This is a genomic window from Desnuesiella massiliensis, from assembly GCF_001403615.1.
GTDB classification, from domain to species: Bacteria; Bacillota; Clostridia; order Clostridiales; family Clostridiaceae; genus Desnuesiella; species Desnuesiella massiliensis.
In genome coordinates this window covers 522,481-540,296 of record NZ_LN879457.1, presented here as the reverse complement: position 1 = coordinate 540,296, position 17,816 = coordinate 522,481, and the positions used below count along the sequence as shown (strand labels likewise).

Genomic DNA, 17,816 nt, shown 5'->3' with positions numbered 1-17,816 from the left:
CATAGCCAATTTATTTTTATATTCTAGAATTATTGTGATAATAATGTAGCTTTTTCAGATATATCAAAAAAAGAAAGAGGTGTGGCAAAACTACTTTCTAAAGTAGTTTTGCCACACCTCATTAAAGTATAATTACATTTTATTTAACATTTCTAAAATTTCATCTTTAGATATATTATTATCTTTACTTACTATTTCTCCATTCCTTGTATACACTACACTTGGAGCTTCAACAGTGCCTAGTCTTTGTGCTAAGCTTGCATTTTTATATACATCGATCTTGTTCACTTTTAATGTAGCCGCCATCTCTGCTTCTACTTCCTCTATTATCTTTAACATTTCCCTGCTTTTTTCATCTATAGGAGACCAAAGATAAATTAATCCTAATTTTTCTTTTTGCATTATCTCTTCTTCGAATATTTCTGATTCAGCCATATACTTCTCTGCACCTACTCCTGCTATGGCACCATCACCTACTGCCGTAGCTACTTGCTTTAAGAATTTATCCCTTACATCCCCTACTGCAAATACACCCTCAATATTAGTTTCCATCTTTTCATTGGTTTTTATATAGCCTTGAGGTGTTAAATCCAATTGATTTTTAAATATTTCCGTGTTTGGAACATAGCCTATGAATAAGAAACAACCATCTACATCTACAGGTATCATATCCCCTGTTTTCACATTTTTAAGTACTACCTTATTTAATCTTTCTTCACCCTCAAAAGAATTCACCATGGAGTTCCAAACAAATTCCATCTTAGGGTTTTTTAATGCTTGATCTTGAGCTATTTTATTGGCATCCATTATTCCTTCGTCATGAATAACAGATACTATTACCTTCTTAGCAAATTTAGTTAAAAACATTCCTTCTTCTATGGCTGCATCTCCACTACCTATAATCATTACAGTCTTATCGGTATAGTATGCTGCATCACAGGTAGCACAGAAGGATATACCTTTATCATATAAGAACTTCTCCTCATTTAAAGCTTTGGTTAATCTAGGCTTTCCACCCGTAGAAATTACTACTGTTTTAGCATGATATATAACTCTAAAGGTTTCTACTAGTTTGTCTTTTCCTTCTAAATTTGTAGCTTTTACATCTGTTAGCTTAAAATCTACTCCAAAATTCTTAGCTTGCTTATGAAACAGGTTCATAAGCTCAGTACCTGTAGTCCCCTCCGGAAACCCTGGATAGTTAGCTATTTCGTTAGTATAGGTAGCTAGTCCACCTACTAAGGATTTTTCAATTAAAAGAGTTTTTAATTTAGCTCTTCCGCAATATATAGCTGAGGTTAGGCCTGAAGCTCCCCCTCCTATGATTACTACATCATAATATTCATGTTTCTTTTCCATCATATACCTCCTTAATGAGCATAAAATATATGGTGGCCTTTATTAGCCACCATGTTTTTTATATACATTACATAAAATATTTAACTAACAGCTTGCTTCCTATCCAAGCTCCTACAAATATAAAGATCCAATAAACCCAGCCATGTAGAGATAAAGAAGCTATTCCACTAAAAAGTGCTCCTATGTTGCATCCAAAGGCTATTCTTGCTCCATATCCCATTAATAGTCCACCTAGTATAGCTGCTACTACTTGTTTTATGGATTTTATTTTCTTTATTTTAAACTGTGAAGCTAATAAAGTAGCTAAAAAAGCGCCTACTATTATCCCAATATTAGATACTGAATGCATATCATTCATAAATCCACCGGCTAAAGCTGCAGCATGGGATTTCTGTTGATAGTAAAACCAATTTTCAGGATGTCCTCCTAAAGCTTGATATATCCAAGCTGCCCAGTAGGATAAAGGAGTAGTAACTCCCCAAGCCTTACCAGTAGCCGCTAACATTCCTATATTTAGTAATCCAAGAACCACTGCTCCAGTAACATAGGTCCAAGGATCCTTTAATAGCTTTTTGTAATATGGATTATTTTTAATCTCCATTTTATTCCCCCCTTTAAATATTCTTAGGGATTACTTTGTCTTTTCTATATAAACTTCCCACTGTCCATCGTCCACTTCTTCAATTTCCACGTTATGTCCTTCTTTTCTTGCCCATTCAGGTATATTCTTCATAGCACAGCTATGATCTATTTCTACTATAAGAACTTCTCCTACACTCATTGTGTCTATTTTCTTTTGAGTTTTTATTAGTGGAACTGGACACGCTTCTCCTAAACAATCTAATCTTTTTTCTGCCATAATAAATTCCTCCTTAAATATCCTTTGATTTTCTATTTCCAAACCAATCTGCAAAAATATAAAGTACCAATAATAAAATGAATTGTAGTGCTACAGCTGGAACCCAACCTAATACATCAGGTAAGAATACCCCTTTAGCTGGCATAAAGTTTTTAGACCACCATCCAAAATCCTTAGCTCCCCAAAGTGATCCTATAATAAAGAATACTAAGGAAAGCATTTGCATAGTAAAGCCTTCTCCCACTCTCATAAGAGTACCTGAAGCACATCCACCTGCAATAACAGCTCCTATACCAAACATTATTGCTCCTATAGCAGTATGTACTCCTGCCGGTGAAATATTACCTGGTATAGCACTTCCTTTTACAAAAGCACCATATTGCATAGCTATAAAACCTACACTAGCTACAGCTATGGCTATTATTACTGCCTTTGTCAGAGAGGTTCCTCCTGTAAGCACAGGGTCTCTCAAAGAAGCTGTGAAACAAAATCTAGATCTTTGAAGAGTGAAACCAGCTGCTACTCCGAAGATCCACATTAATGCAGCCCTTGGATTACTATTTCCCATAAAAAATCCTACGCCTATAATTCCTATAAAAAGAGCTACACCAAAAGGTATTTGGTTTACTTTTTTCTTCTTTGGCCTTTTTGCCATGGAAGTTTGAATTTCTGACATAAGCTCACCTCCTAAATGTTTGTTAATTAACTAACTTTTAAATCTAAATCCTTTACACCCTTATTGTACTACATAAATTAATCCTAAAATCATTAATTTTTCTGATACTAAATAAGACTTTATTATAAGCTGTTCTTATATCCTATAGATGTAGTATAATAAAAATATAACATTAATAAAAAAATAACAATCTAAGGGTGAATTACTATGAATATTAACTATTTAAATTCCTTTTTAGAAGTGGTTAAAGATAATAGCATATCTAAGGCAGCAAAAAATCTGCACATGACTCAATCTGCACTTAGCCAGCAAATACAAGCACTAGAAAAGCTATTAAACTGTGAGCTTATGATAAGAAGCAATAAAGGCATTGGATTAACAGAAGAAGGTGAGATAGTTCAAAGCTATTCCGAAACCTTAATAAATATCTACGAAAATATGCTGAAGGAATTAGAACAATGTAAAAAATCCAATATGCAAAACATTAAAATATCCTCTTGCAGCGCTGTTGGGCAATATTTACTTCCCTGTACACTACACTTATATAAAAAAGATAGAGGTGGTATAAAGTTTTTGCTAAAAAGTGAAGACAGCAAAGAAGTCATAGATCATGTGCTAGATTGCAGCTATGATATTGGCTTTATTGACTCTGAGGTTAATTTACCTGGAATTGAATGTTTTAGAATATGTAATAATGATTTAATTTTCGTTTATTCAAATAAAAGAGATATACCTAAGGACCCTTTAACCTTGGAAGACATTTACTCTTTGCCTTTGATATTATCTTCTGAAGGTACAACTACTAGAGAATTGATAAAAGGATTGCTTTCAAATAATAACATCAATAATTTAAATATAGAAATGGAGCTGGATTCCATCGAGGCTATAAAAGCTTCTGTTATAGCTGATCACGGAGTTTCAATTTTGCCTTATACTTCTGTTAAAAAAGAAATATACTCTAAGGTACTAAAAAAAGCTACTATAGCTGAATTAAATCCATCCTGTAAGATTTGTATGATATATAACAAAAATATGGCTTCTAAAGAGCATGTAAGGGATTTTATAGATTATATAAAAAGATATGGGAGAGAAACTTTTTGTTAAAAAGACGGCGAAAACCGTCTTTTTCCTATATCGCTCATGCAATTCATACTATTTCTTTTCTATAGTTATAAACCATATCCCATCTTCTTCTTGCACATTTATGCTACATTTTATTCCTTTAAAAGCATCCTTTAGACTTTGTGCTGAACAGCTATGGTCTGTAATTATAGTAATGCTTTCTCCAACATTAATTTTTTTAAAATTTAATTTAGCTTTTACTACAGGCACAGGACATATATCTCCTACACAGTCAACATCCATTCTTACTTCACCATCCTTATAAGAAACTCCGATCATAGTCTTATTATAAAGTCTTACTCAAATTTATTCATCTGTATATTATATTTTATATAGTAAATAATAAGGTTGATTTATATGATCATTTGCATTCAAATGTCGAATGAATTTAACGCAATTTAATTGACAATAATTTATTTTTATATTATTATAAAAATATAATAGTTGAACAAAATTTAATTTTATATAATTTTATTAGGAGGTTATAAATTATGTCTATATATGATTTTGAGTTTAATAGCATTGACGGTGAAAAAGTTAGTTTAGATCAATATAAAGGTAAGGTATTAGTTATAGTAAATACAGCTAGCAAATGTGGATTCACTCCTCAATACGCTGATTTAGAGAAGCTATATAAAAAGTACAAAGATAAGGGCTTAGAGATATTAGGCTTCCCTTGCAACCAATTTGCTGAACAAGAACCTGGTAATAACCAAGAAGTAAAATCCTTTTGTGAATTAAATTATGGAGTAACCTTTCCAATGTTCGAAAAAATAGACGTAAGAGGAAAAGACGCTCATCCTCTATTTAAGAACTTAGTAGAAAAGGCTCCATATAAGGGATTAGATTTAAATCATCCTAGCGGAAAGATATTATATTCGTTTTTAAGTGAGAAATTACCTGAATACTTAGTAGGAGACTCTATAAAATGGAACTTTACTAAATTCTTAATAGACAAAGAAGGAAATGTTGTAAATAGATTTGAACCTACTACTGAACCAATGGATATGGAAAAGCATATTGAAGAATTATTATAATCAGTAATGTTGAAAGTATGATAAATTAAATATATATTAAAATCCCCCTTTATGTAATCCCCCCTAAATAAAAATACTATCAAAGTTAATCTTTGATAGTATTTTTTATGGAAACAACTTCCTTATAGGAATTTGTATTTCTGTAATATATTCTTTTTCTAGTTTAGAAAAAGCTACATCAGTGATAGTTACTAAATAAGCATCCCCTGTAACTTCAAAATCATTGTCCTTAATCCACTGCAATAACTTCAAATAATCTTCTTTCCCCTTATCATAGGAGCCTTCAAAGACTATGGTAGCGTACTGTCCTGCGGGTAAAATTTCTAGCCCTTCGGAATTAATGAATTCCTCCTCAAACAAAAGGGTTACTCCCTTCCAATAATCAAAGACTTCTTCCTTTACCATCTGCTCATCAATAATTATCCCTATTAAGCCATTGAAAAGGCATAAATCGTCTCCTATAGTGCTGCTCAGATGTTTTATTCCAAACTCAAATTCCACTATATCTCTACTCTTATGGAAATAGGTTTTAATAATTTTTCTATTTGATATATGCTTTAACCTACATATATGAAATACTTCTTTTAGCTTGTATTGATTTATTAATTCTACTTTACTTTTAATAATTTTCAATTTTGTTTTTAATCTTTCTATTTCATTTTCTATATCTATTTCCTTATTATTTAATATACTTATTAAAGTATCTAAATCCTTTTTCACTAAAAAAGTGTTTATCTCTTCTAATGTCAGTCCTAAGGCTCTTAAAAACAAAATTGAATCTAAGTGAGCAAACTGCTCTACTCCATAGAATCTATAGCTATTTTCCTTATCAATATACATGGGTTTGAAAAGTTCAATATTATCATAATACCTCAAGGTTTGCGTTGATATATTATGAAGCTTTGCCATTTGACCTATTAAAACTTTAGGATTCATAAATATTCCCCTCTCTTATGGCATTATAGCTTTTTTAATTTTAAAGCAATTACTAAGGCTACAGCAGATATAATAGCTAATATTTTATATAGCATAAAAACATCTAGAATCTCCAAGAGCATGCCACCGCTCATATTACCTATAAAACCTCCGAGTCCTCCTCCTACAGCTGAATATATAGCTATACTTGAAGTTCTTAGTTCTTGTTTTATATTTTCATTGATAAATTGTAAGGTAGCCATTAAATACAACGGAAAAGTAATAGATTGCATAGCTTGTATTGCTATAACCATATAGTAATTTATAGCTATGGAATCAAGAAATAGCCTTAAAGAAAATAACGCTATAGATAAGTAAAATAGATTTAAAGTACCAAATTTCTTTAAAAGCTTATTCCCAAAGAAAAAAGCTGGTAATTCGCTCATAGCTATGACAAACCAGAGAAACCCTAAATTAGAAATATTCCCCCCTGTTTTTTCTATCAGTACAGAAATATAGCTGCTATTCATACCCATAGATATATTGAGAATCATTACAGATATTAAAAACCATATAAATTTTTTATATTTAAGTAACTCTCCTAGGGATTTTAAATTCAATACAACAGAAGAGTTTTTCCCTTTATAGTCAATGGACTTAATTATAAGCACACATAAGCACATAAAGACCATATAAATTACAAAAGCCGAATTATTTCCATAATTTTTAATAACAACCCCTACTAGTAATGCAGCTATGGCATATCCCATGGATCCCATAAGCCTTATTCGTCCATATTGTAATTTTTTATTTAAACCTATAATCTCATAACAATAAGCATCCATTATCGGTGCTATGCCGCTTAAAAATATCATAAACATAGCTACAGAAAAACCAATAAAATAAAAATTTTTAGCATATGTAAAATTTAATATCAATAATCCACTTGAAACCATGGCTATAAGCAATGAAGTTTTCTTATTTAGCCTTTTGTCTGTAATATACCCCCATAATGGTTGAAAAATAATAGCCATTATAGAATTTAAAGACAACAATATTCCTATTTGACTATAACTAAGACCTTTACTTTGAAAGAAAGGTGTTAGAAAAGGATAATAACAAGCTGCCGCTCCGAAAAATACAAGGTATAGTATATTCAACTTAATGGCTATATTTCTTTGCTCCATATATATTTTTTCCTTTCAAGCTTAATTCCATTCCACTCTATTTCTGCCTCTATCCTTTGCTTTATAAAGTAAAGTATCTGCTCTCTTTATTGTGTTTTGAGCATTATCCCTATTATAGTCTCCTAATCCTATGCTTACTGTTACCTTTAAGTTTTCAACATTAAAATTATAATTTTCTATAGAATTTCGTATTTTCTCAATCCTATTTAGGGCCTCTTGTTTTTCTATCCTAGGCAGTATAGCTATAAATTCCTCTCCACCATATCTTCCTAAAATATGATCCTTCCCCAATCCATCTGCTATTATTTTACTTATAGTAATAATCACTAAATCACCTATTTGATGTCCAAAGTTATCATTTACCTTTTTAAAAAAATCAATATCTATCATTGCTACAAAAAGGCTTTCATTATTCTTTTTACAATATTCTATTTCCTTTTCTAGTATTTCATTCATGAATTGATGATTGTATAAATTTGTTAGGCTGTCTCTTGAGGATTTATCTTGAAGTATTAAATTAGCCTCCATGAGTAATTCATTTTTATTCTTTAGCTCCTTGTTCATAAGCTCAATCTCTTCTTTTGCTTTTCTTAGCTTAATCTCAAATTCTTTATTATCATTAATATCTATAACTCCTGATAAAAGTACATCTTCATTCATATATTTTGCTGAGGCCATGGATAAAAGCGCCCAAAATTTTTCTCCATTTTCCTTTTTAAATAGTATCTCTTTTTCTGAAACAAAAGTTCCTTCTTTTATTTCATTAATGATTTTAAATCTATCCTCTGGATTACTATAATAATCTGTAACTAATCGCCCAAGAGCTAATCCATTTTCTGTAGCAAACATTTTTAAAGCTCTATTATTAATATATATAACTCTACTATCTGATATCCTTGTTAACACTAGCGCAAAAGGCATTATATCAATCATAAGCTTAAAAATTTCTTCACTGTTTTTTAACTTGTTATAGGTGCTACTATGCTCTTCAATTTCTTTATTTAGCCTATTCTTTAATCTAGCATCTTGTCCAACTATTAATATACCTACCAGCTCTCCTACTTTTTTATCAATAATATTTGTGCAAGATATATTAACCGGAATTAGATCACCTTGTTTACTTACGCAATTTAAATTATTAAACCTAGTGATTTCATAGTTCCAATTTTTATTTATTACCATAGTCTTAAATTCTGCATTATTAATCAAGTTAAGTATAGATTTATTAATTAATTCTTCCTCTTTATAATCTAATAAATTCAACGTTTGTGTATTAGCTTTAATTACATCTCCATTTATATTGATAATTATCATTAAATCCATCATCTCATTTAAGATATCATCTATTATTATTGAAGGGCTTATATTCATAAAGCTATATTCAGTTATAGCATAATATACCCCAAATATCATTATAAGTGAATAGATTTGTCCTATATCTCCTGGCACAATATTAATACCGGCCATAGGCAATATAGTTTGTGTTATCAGGTTTAATAAAAAAGGTATGGCACTAGTCATACCTATTAAAAACGATTGTCTCTTTTCCCTGTTACTTTTTGATTTAATTCCGTGAGCTATAATAACTATTATAGCAATAAGTAAATAGAAAAAGTTGTACAGAAAATTTGTGATATTAAATACACTTTTTATAAAATCAGAAGCTTCAATCCCAGCACCAAAGAAAAATAAACTTATATACATAAAAAATGGCACCGGAGAAAATAGTGCTATTCTAAATACGATTTTTTCCGCAATTCTTACCTTGTATATTGTCAATACTAGATACAACACTATAGCACTAAAACTACACCATCCCAAAGTAGCAATTTTACTCCAAAAATAAAAACTCTTAGAGTCAACTGCCACATAAGCGAAAGAATAGGCGAAGGACCACAGAGCCATTGCTATGCACAAAACCAAAAAGGTCTTATTAACCTTAGAGTTCTTATTTGCCCTAAAACCATAAATTCCTATATAAATATATGCAAAAAATGCGAACATAGATAATCCCGACAATATGTTCATTATAGCTTGGCCCCCTTATTAAGTAGGTTCAATTCAATAAATATTCTTATTTAATAGTAACATGTTTCTCCATAATATTATCATATATTATTTAAATTTTACATAATTTTATTAAAATATCTAGTATTTGTCGAAAAGTTTGTTATTTTATAATGTGATATATGTATGCCAAAAAGGTATGCCTTAAAAGTAACTCACTACTAAAGCATACCTTTTATATAAAATATGTACTAACTCAAATAGCTCTAACCTACATTGAACTCTTGAACTAAAGTATTTAGTCTTACTGCCAATTCTGCTTGGCTCTGAGAAGACTTAGCTATTTCTTCTATAGCATAGGTAACTTCACTTATGCTTGATAAAATTTCTTCAGAGCTTGCAGCTGATTCCTCAGCATTAGCTGATACACCCTCTACGGAAGTATTTATTAAACTAATAGCTTTGGCCATAGCTTTGGCTGAGGATAATATACTTTCTGATACTTCACTGACCTCTATGGCATCTTCCTCATATTTTTCTCCAATATCCATTAAAAGCCTATAATCAGGCTTAACAGTATTTTCGATGAAGCTTAATACATCCTTTGCATTATCCGATAAATTATCAAAAGACTCCAAAACGCCCTTTACAACAGCCTGAATCTTTGTTACTGTATCTGAAGATTGTTCGGCTAACTTTCTTACCTCTTCTGCTACCACTGCAAAGCCTTTTCCTTGCTCTCCAACTCTAGCAGCTTCAATAGCAGCATTCAAAGCGAGCAAATTAGTTTGCTCTGCTATTCCACCTATAATGTCAGCCATCAATTTTACTTCATTTACCACTTTAGCTTTTTCAATGGCTCCCAATATTTGTTTCTGCTTTTCTTCATATAAAGCATTTGCTATCTCAAAGGACTTTTCACCTCTATTTTTAACTTCCTTTGCTCTTTCTTTAATCTCCTCTGAGGATATACTGCTATCCTTAGCTTTATTTTCTAGTCCATTAGTTATATTAACTACCTCTACATTGGAAATACTTATCTCTTCTGTGGTAGAGCTAACTACTTCAGTGCCTCTAGCTATTTCCTTTGAGGATTCCTCTATATTGTTCATAGAAGATGCTACTTCCTCTATGGTAGCAGAAAGTTCTTCGCTAGAAGCGCTTATATCAGTAGATGCATTAGTAATTTCTATAATGAGCTTTCCTATGCTTGCTGCAGCCTTATTCAGCTCTGAAGAAGCCATGCCTATCTCATCTTTTGTATCGATATGAATTCTTTGAGTTAAATCTCCCGCGCCAAAAGCTTCTGCAAAGTTTAATATTTTTCTAAGACTACTTGCTATATTTTTAGATATATATATAGATATAGATGATGCGATTATTATTATTAACGCCACGGCTCCTAATACGAAAATGAGGGAAGCTTTATAAATATATTTATTATTATTGCTACTATCTACAGCTTGTTCATTATTAATCCCAATAATTTCATCTAGGTCATTGTGCATCAACTTTTCTGTTTCTACTAATTTTAAAAATAGCTCTTGAGCGGTTTCATAACTGTTCTCTTTTACTAATCTTATTATATCATCTCTTTCTTGCCTATAAGAACCTAAGAGCTTAACAAAGTTCTCATAAGCACTTATTTCCTCTTCAGTAGTCATATACTTCTTGCTATTTTCTATGTATCTATCATTAACAACCCTTAAATTAGCAAACTCCTTTTCTAATTCATCTAATTGAATTCTATTGCTATTATATACAAGTAAGATAACCTTAGATCTTATTTCTAATAAATTAGATTTTAGATTTCCTAACTCACCAACACCCTTTAGATTTTCTTCATATAAGGAATTAGAATTATTATTCAGAACCCTCATGGTATTTAATCCCAAAAACCCTACCCCACCTATGAAGAGTATCATAATAAAAGAGAATAAAAAAAGCTTTTTAGAAATTTTTTGATTATTAAACCATTTCACTCTAGATGCCCCTTTCTTTTTTGCATATTTTTAATTCAATTAAAATAAATATTAAAGCGCTTTCACCCCCTTAAATTATTCTCCCATTTTTCTTTATAAAAATCAAGTTTTTTACCGAAATCAAAATTACCTAATTTTTGTGCCATATCCGTTGTATACCACCTTTAAAATAAATTAACTTTGTTAAAGTAATAAAAATAGTGTATATTATTTTTGGCGATACTTTAATATCTTTTTATCTGAATTTATATTAAAATCGTTTAAAATTTAAGGAGGCTACCACATTATGGATTTACTAAAAATGGACTTCGAATATAAGAAAATTGACAACTGTTCTATTTATGCCGATATTTACAAAGCAGAAGAAAATAATTCTCCTGTAATAATATACATTCATGGTGGTGGGCTCATTTGGGGCTCAAGAAAAGATATACCTAAAAAACAGATTGAGATGTATAATAGCGCCGGGTTTACAGTGATATCAATTGACTATAGATTAGCTCCTGAGACAAAATTGCCTCACATAATTGAAGACATTAAAGGTGCAATTATGTGGGTAAAATCTGAAGGACCAGGGCTTTTCGGCATTGATGCGAATAAAATTGCGGTTGTTGGTAGCTCTGCCGGAGGATACCTTGCTTTAATGGCTGGAACCTTTGATGAAAAGCCAAATGCAATCGTATCCCTTTATGGATATGGAGATATTTCAGGGGATTGGGCTTTAAAGCCAAGTGAAGCTTTTCTTTCAAGGCCTAGCATAACTTGGGAGCAAGCTTCTTGTTGTGTTGGAAATAAGACAGTATCCGAAGGAAAAATTGATAGATTTTTATTTTATACCTATTGTAGACAGCGTGGAAACTGGATTTATCAAATCAGCGGCCCTAATTTAATCATAAATAAAAAACAGATGAATTCACTTTGTCCAATAAAAAATATATGTGAAAAATATCCTACTACTCTTCTTATTCATGGAGATGTAGATGATGATGTTCCCTATGAACAATCTCTTCAGATGAATGAAGAACTTTGTAATCATAAAGTTCTTAGTAATCTAATAACTGTAAAAGGTGCTAAGCACGCCTTTGATTACGAAATGAATAATCCAGCAGCAGTAGAGTCTGTTGAAGCAGTTATTGATTTTCTAAACAGAACACTTATGGATTAATTCAGCGCGAAAAGAAACCTCAATCATAAATTTGTACACAGATTGAGGTTTTTTATTTTTACTTAAATATTTTTATCTATCTGCACTGCAAAACAGTAAGCTTATTTTCATAATATGTTTTCTACAGCTATTTCCCTCCTGTAAAAGCAATTCCCTCTATAAATTGCTTTTGGAATATTATGAATAAAACTAACATAGGCAATACAGTCATTACAGATCCGGACATTAGTAGAGGAAAGTTTGTTCCATGCTGTCCCTGTAAGGAAGCTAGCCCTGCTGATAAGGTCAATTTCTCAGTAGCGGTATTTACTATCAAAGGCCACATAAGATCGTTCCAGCTCCATAGCGTTGTAAAAACTGCTAAGGATACTAGACCTGGCTTTGCTAAAGGCATCATGATTTTCCAATATATCTGAAAGTGGTTACAGCCATCTAGTATAGCTGCCTCTTCTAATTCATCAGGCAAAGTCATAAAAAACTGTCTTAATAAGAAGGTTCCAAAGGCACTAAATAACCCAGGTAATATCAAAGCTGTAATACTATTTAAGAGGCCTAGCTTCTGAATTATCATATATTGTGGCAACAGGAATATTTGACCTGGCACCATCAGTACAGATAAAATTAAAACGAATATTATATTTTTAAGGGGGAAATTTATTCTGGCAAAAGCATAGGCCGCCATAGAACAAAATATCAATTGACCAACGGTTTTGAAAACCGTTGATATAATGGTATTTAAATAAAACTGTTTAAAGGGCAAGGTTTTTAAAACTTCTAAATAATTTGACCACATTGCTTTTTTAGGAAATATAACTGGTGGAACCTGAGTAGATTCTCCTAAAGTCTTAAGTGAAGTCAATAACATCCATATAAAAGGCGTTACTGTTACTACCACTCCCAATATTAATACTAAATGTATAAAAAATTTCTTGTTTATTACTTTCACCTTGTTTTCTTTCATAATCCTACCTCCTTAATTGTAATTAACCCATTTATCCTGAAGCTTCATTTGAATAAAGGTAATAATCATGATTATTACAAATAGGATTACGGCTATAGCTGAAGCATATCCCTTCTCACCTAACATAAATGCATTTTTATAGAATAGATACACCACAGATTGGGTACTTTCTAAGGATACGCTGTTATTAGGAATCATCATAAATATATATTCAAATACTTGGAACGCTCCAATAAGGGACATTACAACTACGAAGAAAATAGTTGGAGTTAATAAAGGTAAGGTTATGTTTGTAAATTTTTTAAAGGTTCCCGCTCCATCTATTTCTGCTGCTTCATAATAGGACTTAGATATTCCTTGTAGCCCTGCTAATAATATAATCATGTTATATCCTACCTTGGACCAAACCCCCACAATTATAACAGAAAATAGAGCTATTTTGGGATTAGTAATCCAAGAAGGACCCGCTATACCAAACTTTGATAACATATAATTTATCAATCCAAAATCTGAGTTAAAAAGCCATCTCCAAACCATAGATACCGCTGCTGGCATGGTTATAGCCGGTAGAAAATATATGGTTCTATATATAGAAAGTCCTTTTATATTAGAGTTTAAAAGAACCGCTAAAATAATTGATAGTGCTATAGTTATAGGAACAGATACAATTGTATATATAAAGGTATTTTTCAATGCCAAATAAAAATTAGAATCAGATAGTATATTTTTAAAATTCTCAATGCCTACCCAGTTATAGGTGCCGAAAGGCCCCATATTTGTGAAGCTGATAAATAAGCTTTCAAAGAAAGGAATTATATAAAACACCATAAGTCCTATTAAAACAGGAGCAATCATTAAATAACCCCAAAAATAATTATTAAGCTTCTTTTTACTTAAAGTTCCCGTTTTCATACCGCCTACTCCTCCCATCCAATGCTACAACTATATTGCTATAAACTGGCGCATTTTAAAAGATAAATACGCCAGCTTTAATTTTGCTGTTTTTTGTGTTATTTTTCTTGTTGTAATAATTTATTCATTTCCTCTGCTATGGTTTTTGCTCCTTCCGTAGCTGTGATTTGATTGGCCCAAACCTTCTTTAAGGTTTCATCCTGAACAGTTGTCCATTTAGAGGTGTTTTTAGATACTGGGTACATAACTGAATAATCTACTGCATCAATATATGCCTTAACATTAATCTTGTTATTAGCTTGTACAAATATATCTAAGGATGGTTTATAAGCTGGTATAACTACACCAGATTTAGCCACTATTTCATTGGCTTCTTTGCTAGCTAAGAATTTTACAAATTCCCAAGCTTGATTAGCATTTTTTGTTTTAGCTGATACCACATTACTTAATCCATGAATTACTGAAGAGCTTTTCTTTATTTTTGGCATTGGAGCTATATCTATTTTATCTTTTATCAATTCATTTTTCATAAATTGAGGTATCATCCATGAACCTTGATATATCATTGCCACCTTACCAGATTGGAAAAGATCTGAAGGTGAAGTTTCTAGCATTTGCTCAGCCGTTGGTGAAGATCCATCCTTCATTAAATCTATCCAGCACTGAATTCCTTGAATGGAACCCGGATCATCAAAACCTGATTTTTTCTTATCCTCTGATATTACAAATCCACCAGCCTGTAGCATGGTATTATAGAAGCCTTGTTGGTCATCTTGTAAAGCTGCTATGCCATAAATACCTTTTGATTTATCTGTAAGTTTTTTAGAAATATTTCTTAAATCCTCCCAGGTCCAGTCAGCCTTTGGATAAGGCACTCCTGCTTTATCAAAAATTTCTTTATTATACCAAACTGCTGTGGTATCCCAGTCCTTTGGTATTCCATATTGTTTTCCTTTAACATTATATAAATCTATAAGAGACTTGGGATAATCCTCTAGTTTTAAATCAGAACTCTTAAGTTTATCATCTATAGGCATTAGCATACCTGCATCTGCATACTTGATTATATTTGGTCCGTTCATCCAGAATACATCTGGGAGATTCCCCCCTTGAGCTTCTGTTTCTAATTTAGTCCAATATTGTTTGTAAGGAGTTAATTGAACTTTAACTTCTATATTCGGATTCTTTTCAGTAAACTTTTTTGCTAGCTCTTGCATTATAGGTTCTTGGTTTTTATCCCATACTCCATAGACTAAGCTAACCTTTTCATTTTTACCTGAAGAGGTTTGTTTACTGCTGCTGCAACCAGCAAATAAGGAAGTAGCAATAACTAAACTTGTAATAATAGAAAATAATTTTTTACCCTTCATTTAATAACACCCCTTATAATTTATATATAAACTTTAAATTGTTTTAAAAACTCATCATCTTATCTAAAGCATAACTTGTACTAAGTAGTATGCCATTTTCATTATATTTATAAGGCGACATTTCTGCGGTGAGATAGTCATCATAACCTATCTCTCTTAAAGCCTGTATCACTTCTGGATAATTGACATCTCCGCCAAACAAATCCACAAAGCCATTTATATTACCCACAGCTCTCTTAAAATCCTTAACATGAATCTTTTTTATTCTTTTATTTAAAATTGAAATCCAGTGTTCTGGGTAGCCAGTATAAACTAGATTTCCTACATCCACATAAGCTCCTATATAAGGACTGTCTATTTCATCAATAAAATTTTTCATCTCAAGTGGAGATAGCAAAAACTTGTTCCATACATTCTCTAAACCTATATTTACCTTGTATTGTTCTGCGTATTGCTTTAATTCCTTAAAGCTTTCTAGGGAGGTATTGTAAGCTACCTCATAATTTACTGGTTTAAAGTTTGGAATGAAATCCACTCCCACAGCACCTGGAACTACCAAAATAGTGTTTGCTCCAAGAATAGCTGCTACTTCTAATTGCTTTTTTACAATGTCTTTGGCTTTTTCCCTTGTACTCTTATCCTCACTGGTTAAGGAATACTTCCAGTATAATCCGCTAGCCACACTAGGCAGCTCTATATTCATCTCTTCAGCATATTTTTTTATGTGCAAAAGTTCTTCTTCTTTACTGTTTAAGCTTATCTCACCCTCTTCATCAAGAGCTAGCTCTAGTCCTTGGAAGCCATAGGCTTTAGACAAATCTATATATTCTTTAGCCTTATATTTTTTACTAAAAGACCATACATTGATTCCTTTTTTCATGTTATCAGCCCCTTTGCTTTTCATACTTTTATAATAACCCCTTTTGAAAACATTTACTTTATACAAATTGTCAGTTTTTTTGTACAATTTGTCTTTCTATTAGACTCAAATTTAAAAAATTGTATTTAAAAACGGCATTTTTTTGATTAAATGTTAATTAATATAAAAATAAAGATGCTTTCCTCCTTAAGAGCAAGCATCTTTCAACATTTTATAGCTTTATTAATTTTTTATCTTTTATAGCTTCGTCTGCAAGAAAACTTAATTCAAAAGCTTTTGCTACATCCTCTATGGATGGATTAGCTTCTTCTCCTGTTTCAATCATGCTTATAAGCTTATCAAATTGAAGATCTGTAGGCTTTCTTTCACAATCAATATTTATGATTTCATACTTATTTTCAGGATACTTATAATATTCAATTAAGTCTCCTTCTTCTTTATTTTCCAACCTATCTCTTCCATAGGTAAGAACAATTCTCCCCTTAGGACCAATGAATTCTTTTAGATTTTGAGCCTTAATTGTGTTGCCCCAGCCCGCTTCATAAAAGCCTATGGAGCCTTCTGAAAAGGTTAGATTTATCATCCCATAATTATATTTATTCTCGGGTAAATCAAATTCTGTTCTTTGAGAAATTCCACTGATGCTTCTCACCTCTTCACCAGTGATCCATCTCATGATATCTATATAATGAACTCCGCAATCAATAATTGGTGAAGTTTCTTCTATTAGCCTTTTGTATTTTTCCCAATTTTTCGTATGATGATTTTGTATCATCCTCATGATTATTGGTTTTCCTATGGCATCATTATCTATCATTTCTTTTATCTTATTATAGGATTCATTATGTCTTAGAATATGTCCTACAAGTATCTTGCTATTACTTTTTTTCACTAGCTCTATGAATTCCTTACCTTCATAGAAATTACTAGCTATAGGTTTTTCACATATTACATGCTTCTTGACTTCAATACACTCCTTTAAAATAGTTAGATGAGTAGAAGGATAGGTAGCTATTATAACTATATCCACTGCTTCATCCTTTAAAAAAGCTCTGTAATTTGTATCATGAGTTTTGGCATTATACCTTCTTGCAAAATCCTTAGCTCTATTCTCATCTATATCTATTACTGCCACAATGTCAACATTGTTTTTATAGTAAATATTTTTTATATGCTCTTTACCCATATGGCCGCAACCTATAAGCAATACCCCATACTTTTTATTCATTTTAGAACCTCCATGTTTATACATCCCTTTTCTAGTATTATTGAAAAGAAAAATAAATAATTGTATAATAAAAACGTCAATATTAAAAAAGTTTTATATCTATTTTAAATTTTATAATAATATCTATATATTTGCTTTACAAAAACGGTCAATTTT

At 31.4% G+C, this 17,816-nt stretch carries 17 protein-coding genes; 3 read left to right on the top strand and 14 right to left on the bottom strand.

The window, feature by feature from the left end; all coding sequences use genetic code 11:
• Positions 1–132 precede the first annotated feature (132 nt).
• The 4 genes from BN2665_RS20480 to BN2665_RS20465 form a co-directional block, all read right to left on the bottom strand.
• Complete coding sequence (locus BN2665_RS20480) at positions 133–1,359, bottom strand: FAD-dependent oxidoreductase (protein WP_055668970.1); 1,227 nt, start codon at positions 1,357–1,359, stop codon at positions 133–135.
• 67 nt (positions 1,360–1,426) lie between these two features.
• Positions 1,427–1,960 (bottom strand): YeeE/YedE thiosulfate transporter family protein, encoded by a 534-nt coding sequence (locus BN2665_RS20475; protein WP_055668969.1) that lies wholly within the window; start codon positions 1,958–1,960, stop codon positions 1,427–1,429.
• Between the two features lie 30 nt (positions 1,961–1,990).
• On the bottom strand, positions 1,991–2,218 hold the full coding sequence (locus tag BN2665_RS20470) for a sulfurtransferase TusA family protein (RefSeq protein ID WP_055668968.1): 228 nt from the start codon (positions 2,216–2,218) through the stop codon (positions 1,991–1,993).
• Positions 2,219–2,231: 13 nt separating this feature from the next.
• On the bottom strand, positions 2,232–2,894 hold the full coding sequence (locus tag BN2665_RS20465) for a YeeE/YedE thiosulfate transporter family protein (protein ID WP_055668967.1): 663 nt from the start codon (positions 2,892–2,894) through the stop codon (positions 2,232–2,234).
• Positions 2,895–3,101: 207 nt separating this feature from the next.
• Between BN2665_RS20465 and BN2665_RS20460 the strand changes: the two genes are divergently transcribed.
• Positions 3,102–3,998: a LysR family transcriptional regulator gene (locus BN2665_RS20460; protein WP_055668966.1), complete on the top strand. Its 897-nt coding sequence runs from the start codon at positions 3,102–3,104 to the stop codon at positions 3,996–3,998.
• Positions 3,999–4,046: 48 nt separating this feature from the next.
• Here BN2665_RS20460 and BN2665_RS20455 read toward each other — a convergent pair whose 3' ends face one another.
• Complete coding sequence (locus BN2665_RS20455) at positions 4,047–4,259, bottom strand: sulfurtransferase TusA family protein (RefSeq protein WP_055668965.1); 213 nt, start codon at positions 4,257–4,259, stop codon at positions 4,047–4,049.
• Positions 4,260–4,507: 248 nt separating this feature from the next.
• Between BN2665_RS20455 and BN2665_RS20450 the strand changes: the two genes are divergently transcribed.
• Positions 4,508–5,053 (top strand): glutathione peroxidase, encoded by a 546-nt coding sequence (locus tag BN2665_RS20450; RefSeq protein ID WP_055668964.1) that lies wholly within the window; start codon positions 4,508–4,510, stop codon positions 5,051–5,053.
• 105 nt (positions 5,054–5,158) lie between these two features.
• On the opposite strand, the gene BN2665_RS20445 is transcribed toward BN2665_RS20450, so the two are convergent.
• From BN2665_RS20445 to BN2665_RS20430, 4 genes are all read right to left on the bottom strand, one after another.
• Positions 5,159–5,989 carry a MerR family transcriptional regulator gene (locus BN2665_RS20445; RefSeq protein WP_055668963.1) on the bottom strand — a complete coding sequence of 277 codons (831 nt, stop codon included), beginning with the start codon at positions 5,987–5,989 and terminating at the stop codon, positions 5,159–5,161.
• Between the two features lie 23 nt (positions 5,990–6,012).
• Entirely contained in the window at positions 6,013–7,155 is a 1,143-nt protein-coding gene (locus tag BN2665_RS20440; RefSeq protein ID WP_055668962.1) for an MFS transporter, read from the bottom strand.
• A gap of 21 nt (positions 7,156–7,176) precedes the next feature.
• A complete protein-coding gene (locus BN2665_RS20435; RefSeq protein WP_055668961.1) occupies positions 7,177–9,183 on the bottom strand; it encodes a histidine kinase N-terminal 7TM domain-containing diguanylate cyclase in 2,007 nt (668 codons plus the stop codon).
• Positions 9,184–9,428: 245 nt separating this feature from the next.
• Positions 9,429–11,144 (bottom strand): methyl-accepting chemotaxis protein, encoded by a 1,716-nt coding sequence (locus BN2665_RS20430; protein WP_055668960.1) that lies wholly within the window; start codon positions 11,142–11,144, stop codon positions 9,429–9,431.
• A 286-nt stretch (positions 11,145–11,430) separates the two neighbouring features.
• Here BN2665_RS20430 and BN2665_RS20425 point away from each other — a divergent pair, with 286 nt between their 5' ends.
• The gene (locus BN2665_RS20425) at positions 11,431–12,309 is read left to right on the top strand and encodes an alpha/beta hydrolase (RefSeq protein ID WP_207643704.1); all 879 of its coding nucleotides are present in this window, start codon (positions 11,431–11,433) and stop codon (positions 12,307–12,309) included.
• A 127-nt stretch (positions 12,310–12,436) separates the two neighbouring features.
• Here BN2665_RS20425 and BN2665_RS20420 read toward each other — a convergent pair whose 3' ends face one another.
• From BN2665_RS20420 to BN2665_RS20400, 5 genes are all read right to left on the bottom strand, one after another.
• Positions 12,437–13,270, bottom strand: coding sequence for a carbohydrate ABC transporter permease (locus BN2665_RS20420; RefSeq protein WP_055668959.1), 834 nt, complete (start codon positions 13,268–13,270; stop codon positions 12,437–12,439).
• Between the two features lie 12 nt (positions 13,271–13,282).
• Positions 13,283–14,182, bottom strand: a complete 900-nt coding sequence (locus tag BN2665_RS20415) for a carbohydrate ABC transporter permease (RefSeq protein WP_242865997.1) — start codon at positions 14,180–14,182, stop codon at positions 13,283–13,285.
• 98 nt (positions 14,183–14,280) lie between these two features.
• A complete protein-coding gene (locus BN2665_RS20410) occupies positions 14,281–15,552 on the bottom strand; it encodes an ABC transporter substrate-binding protein (protein ID WP_055668957.1) in 1,272 nt (423 codons plus the stop codon).
• A 43-nt stretch (positions 15,553–15,595) separates the two neighbouring features.
• Entirely contained in the window at positions 15,596–16,456 is an 861-nt protein-coding gene (locus BN2665_RS20405; protein WP_207643703.1) for a sugar phosphate isomerase/epimerase family protein, read from the bottom strand.
• Positions 16,457–16,643: 187 nt separating this feature from the next.
• A complete protein-coding gene (locus BN2665_RS20400) occupies positions 16,644–17,660 on the bottom strand; it encodes a Gfo/Idh/MocA family protein (protein ID WP_055668956.1) in 1,017 nt (338 codons plus the stop codon).
• Positions 17,661–17,816: the final 156 nt, after the last annotated feature.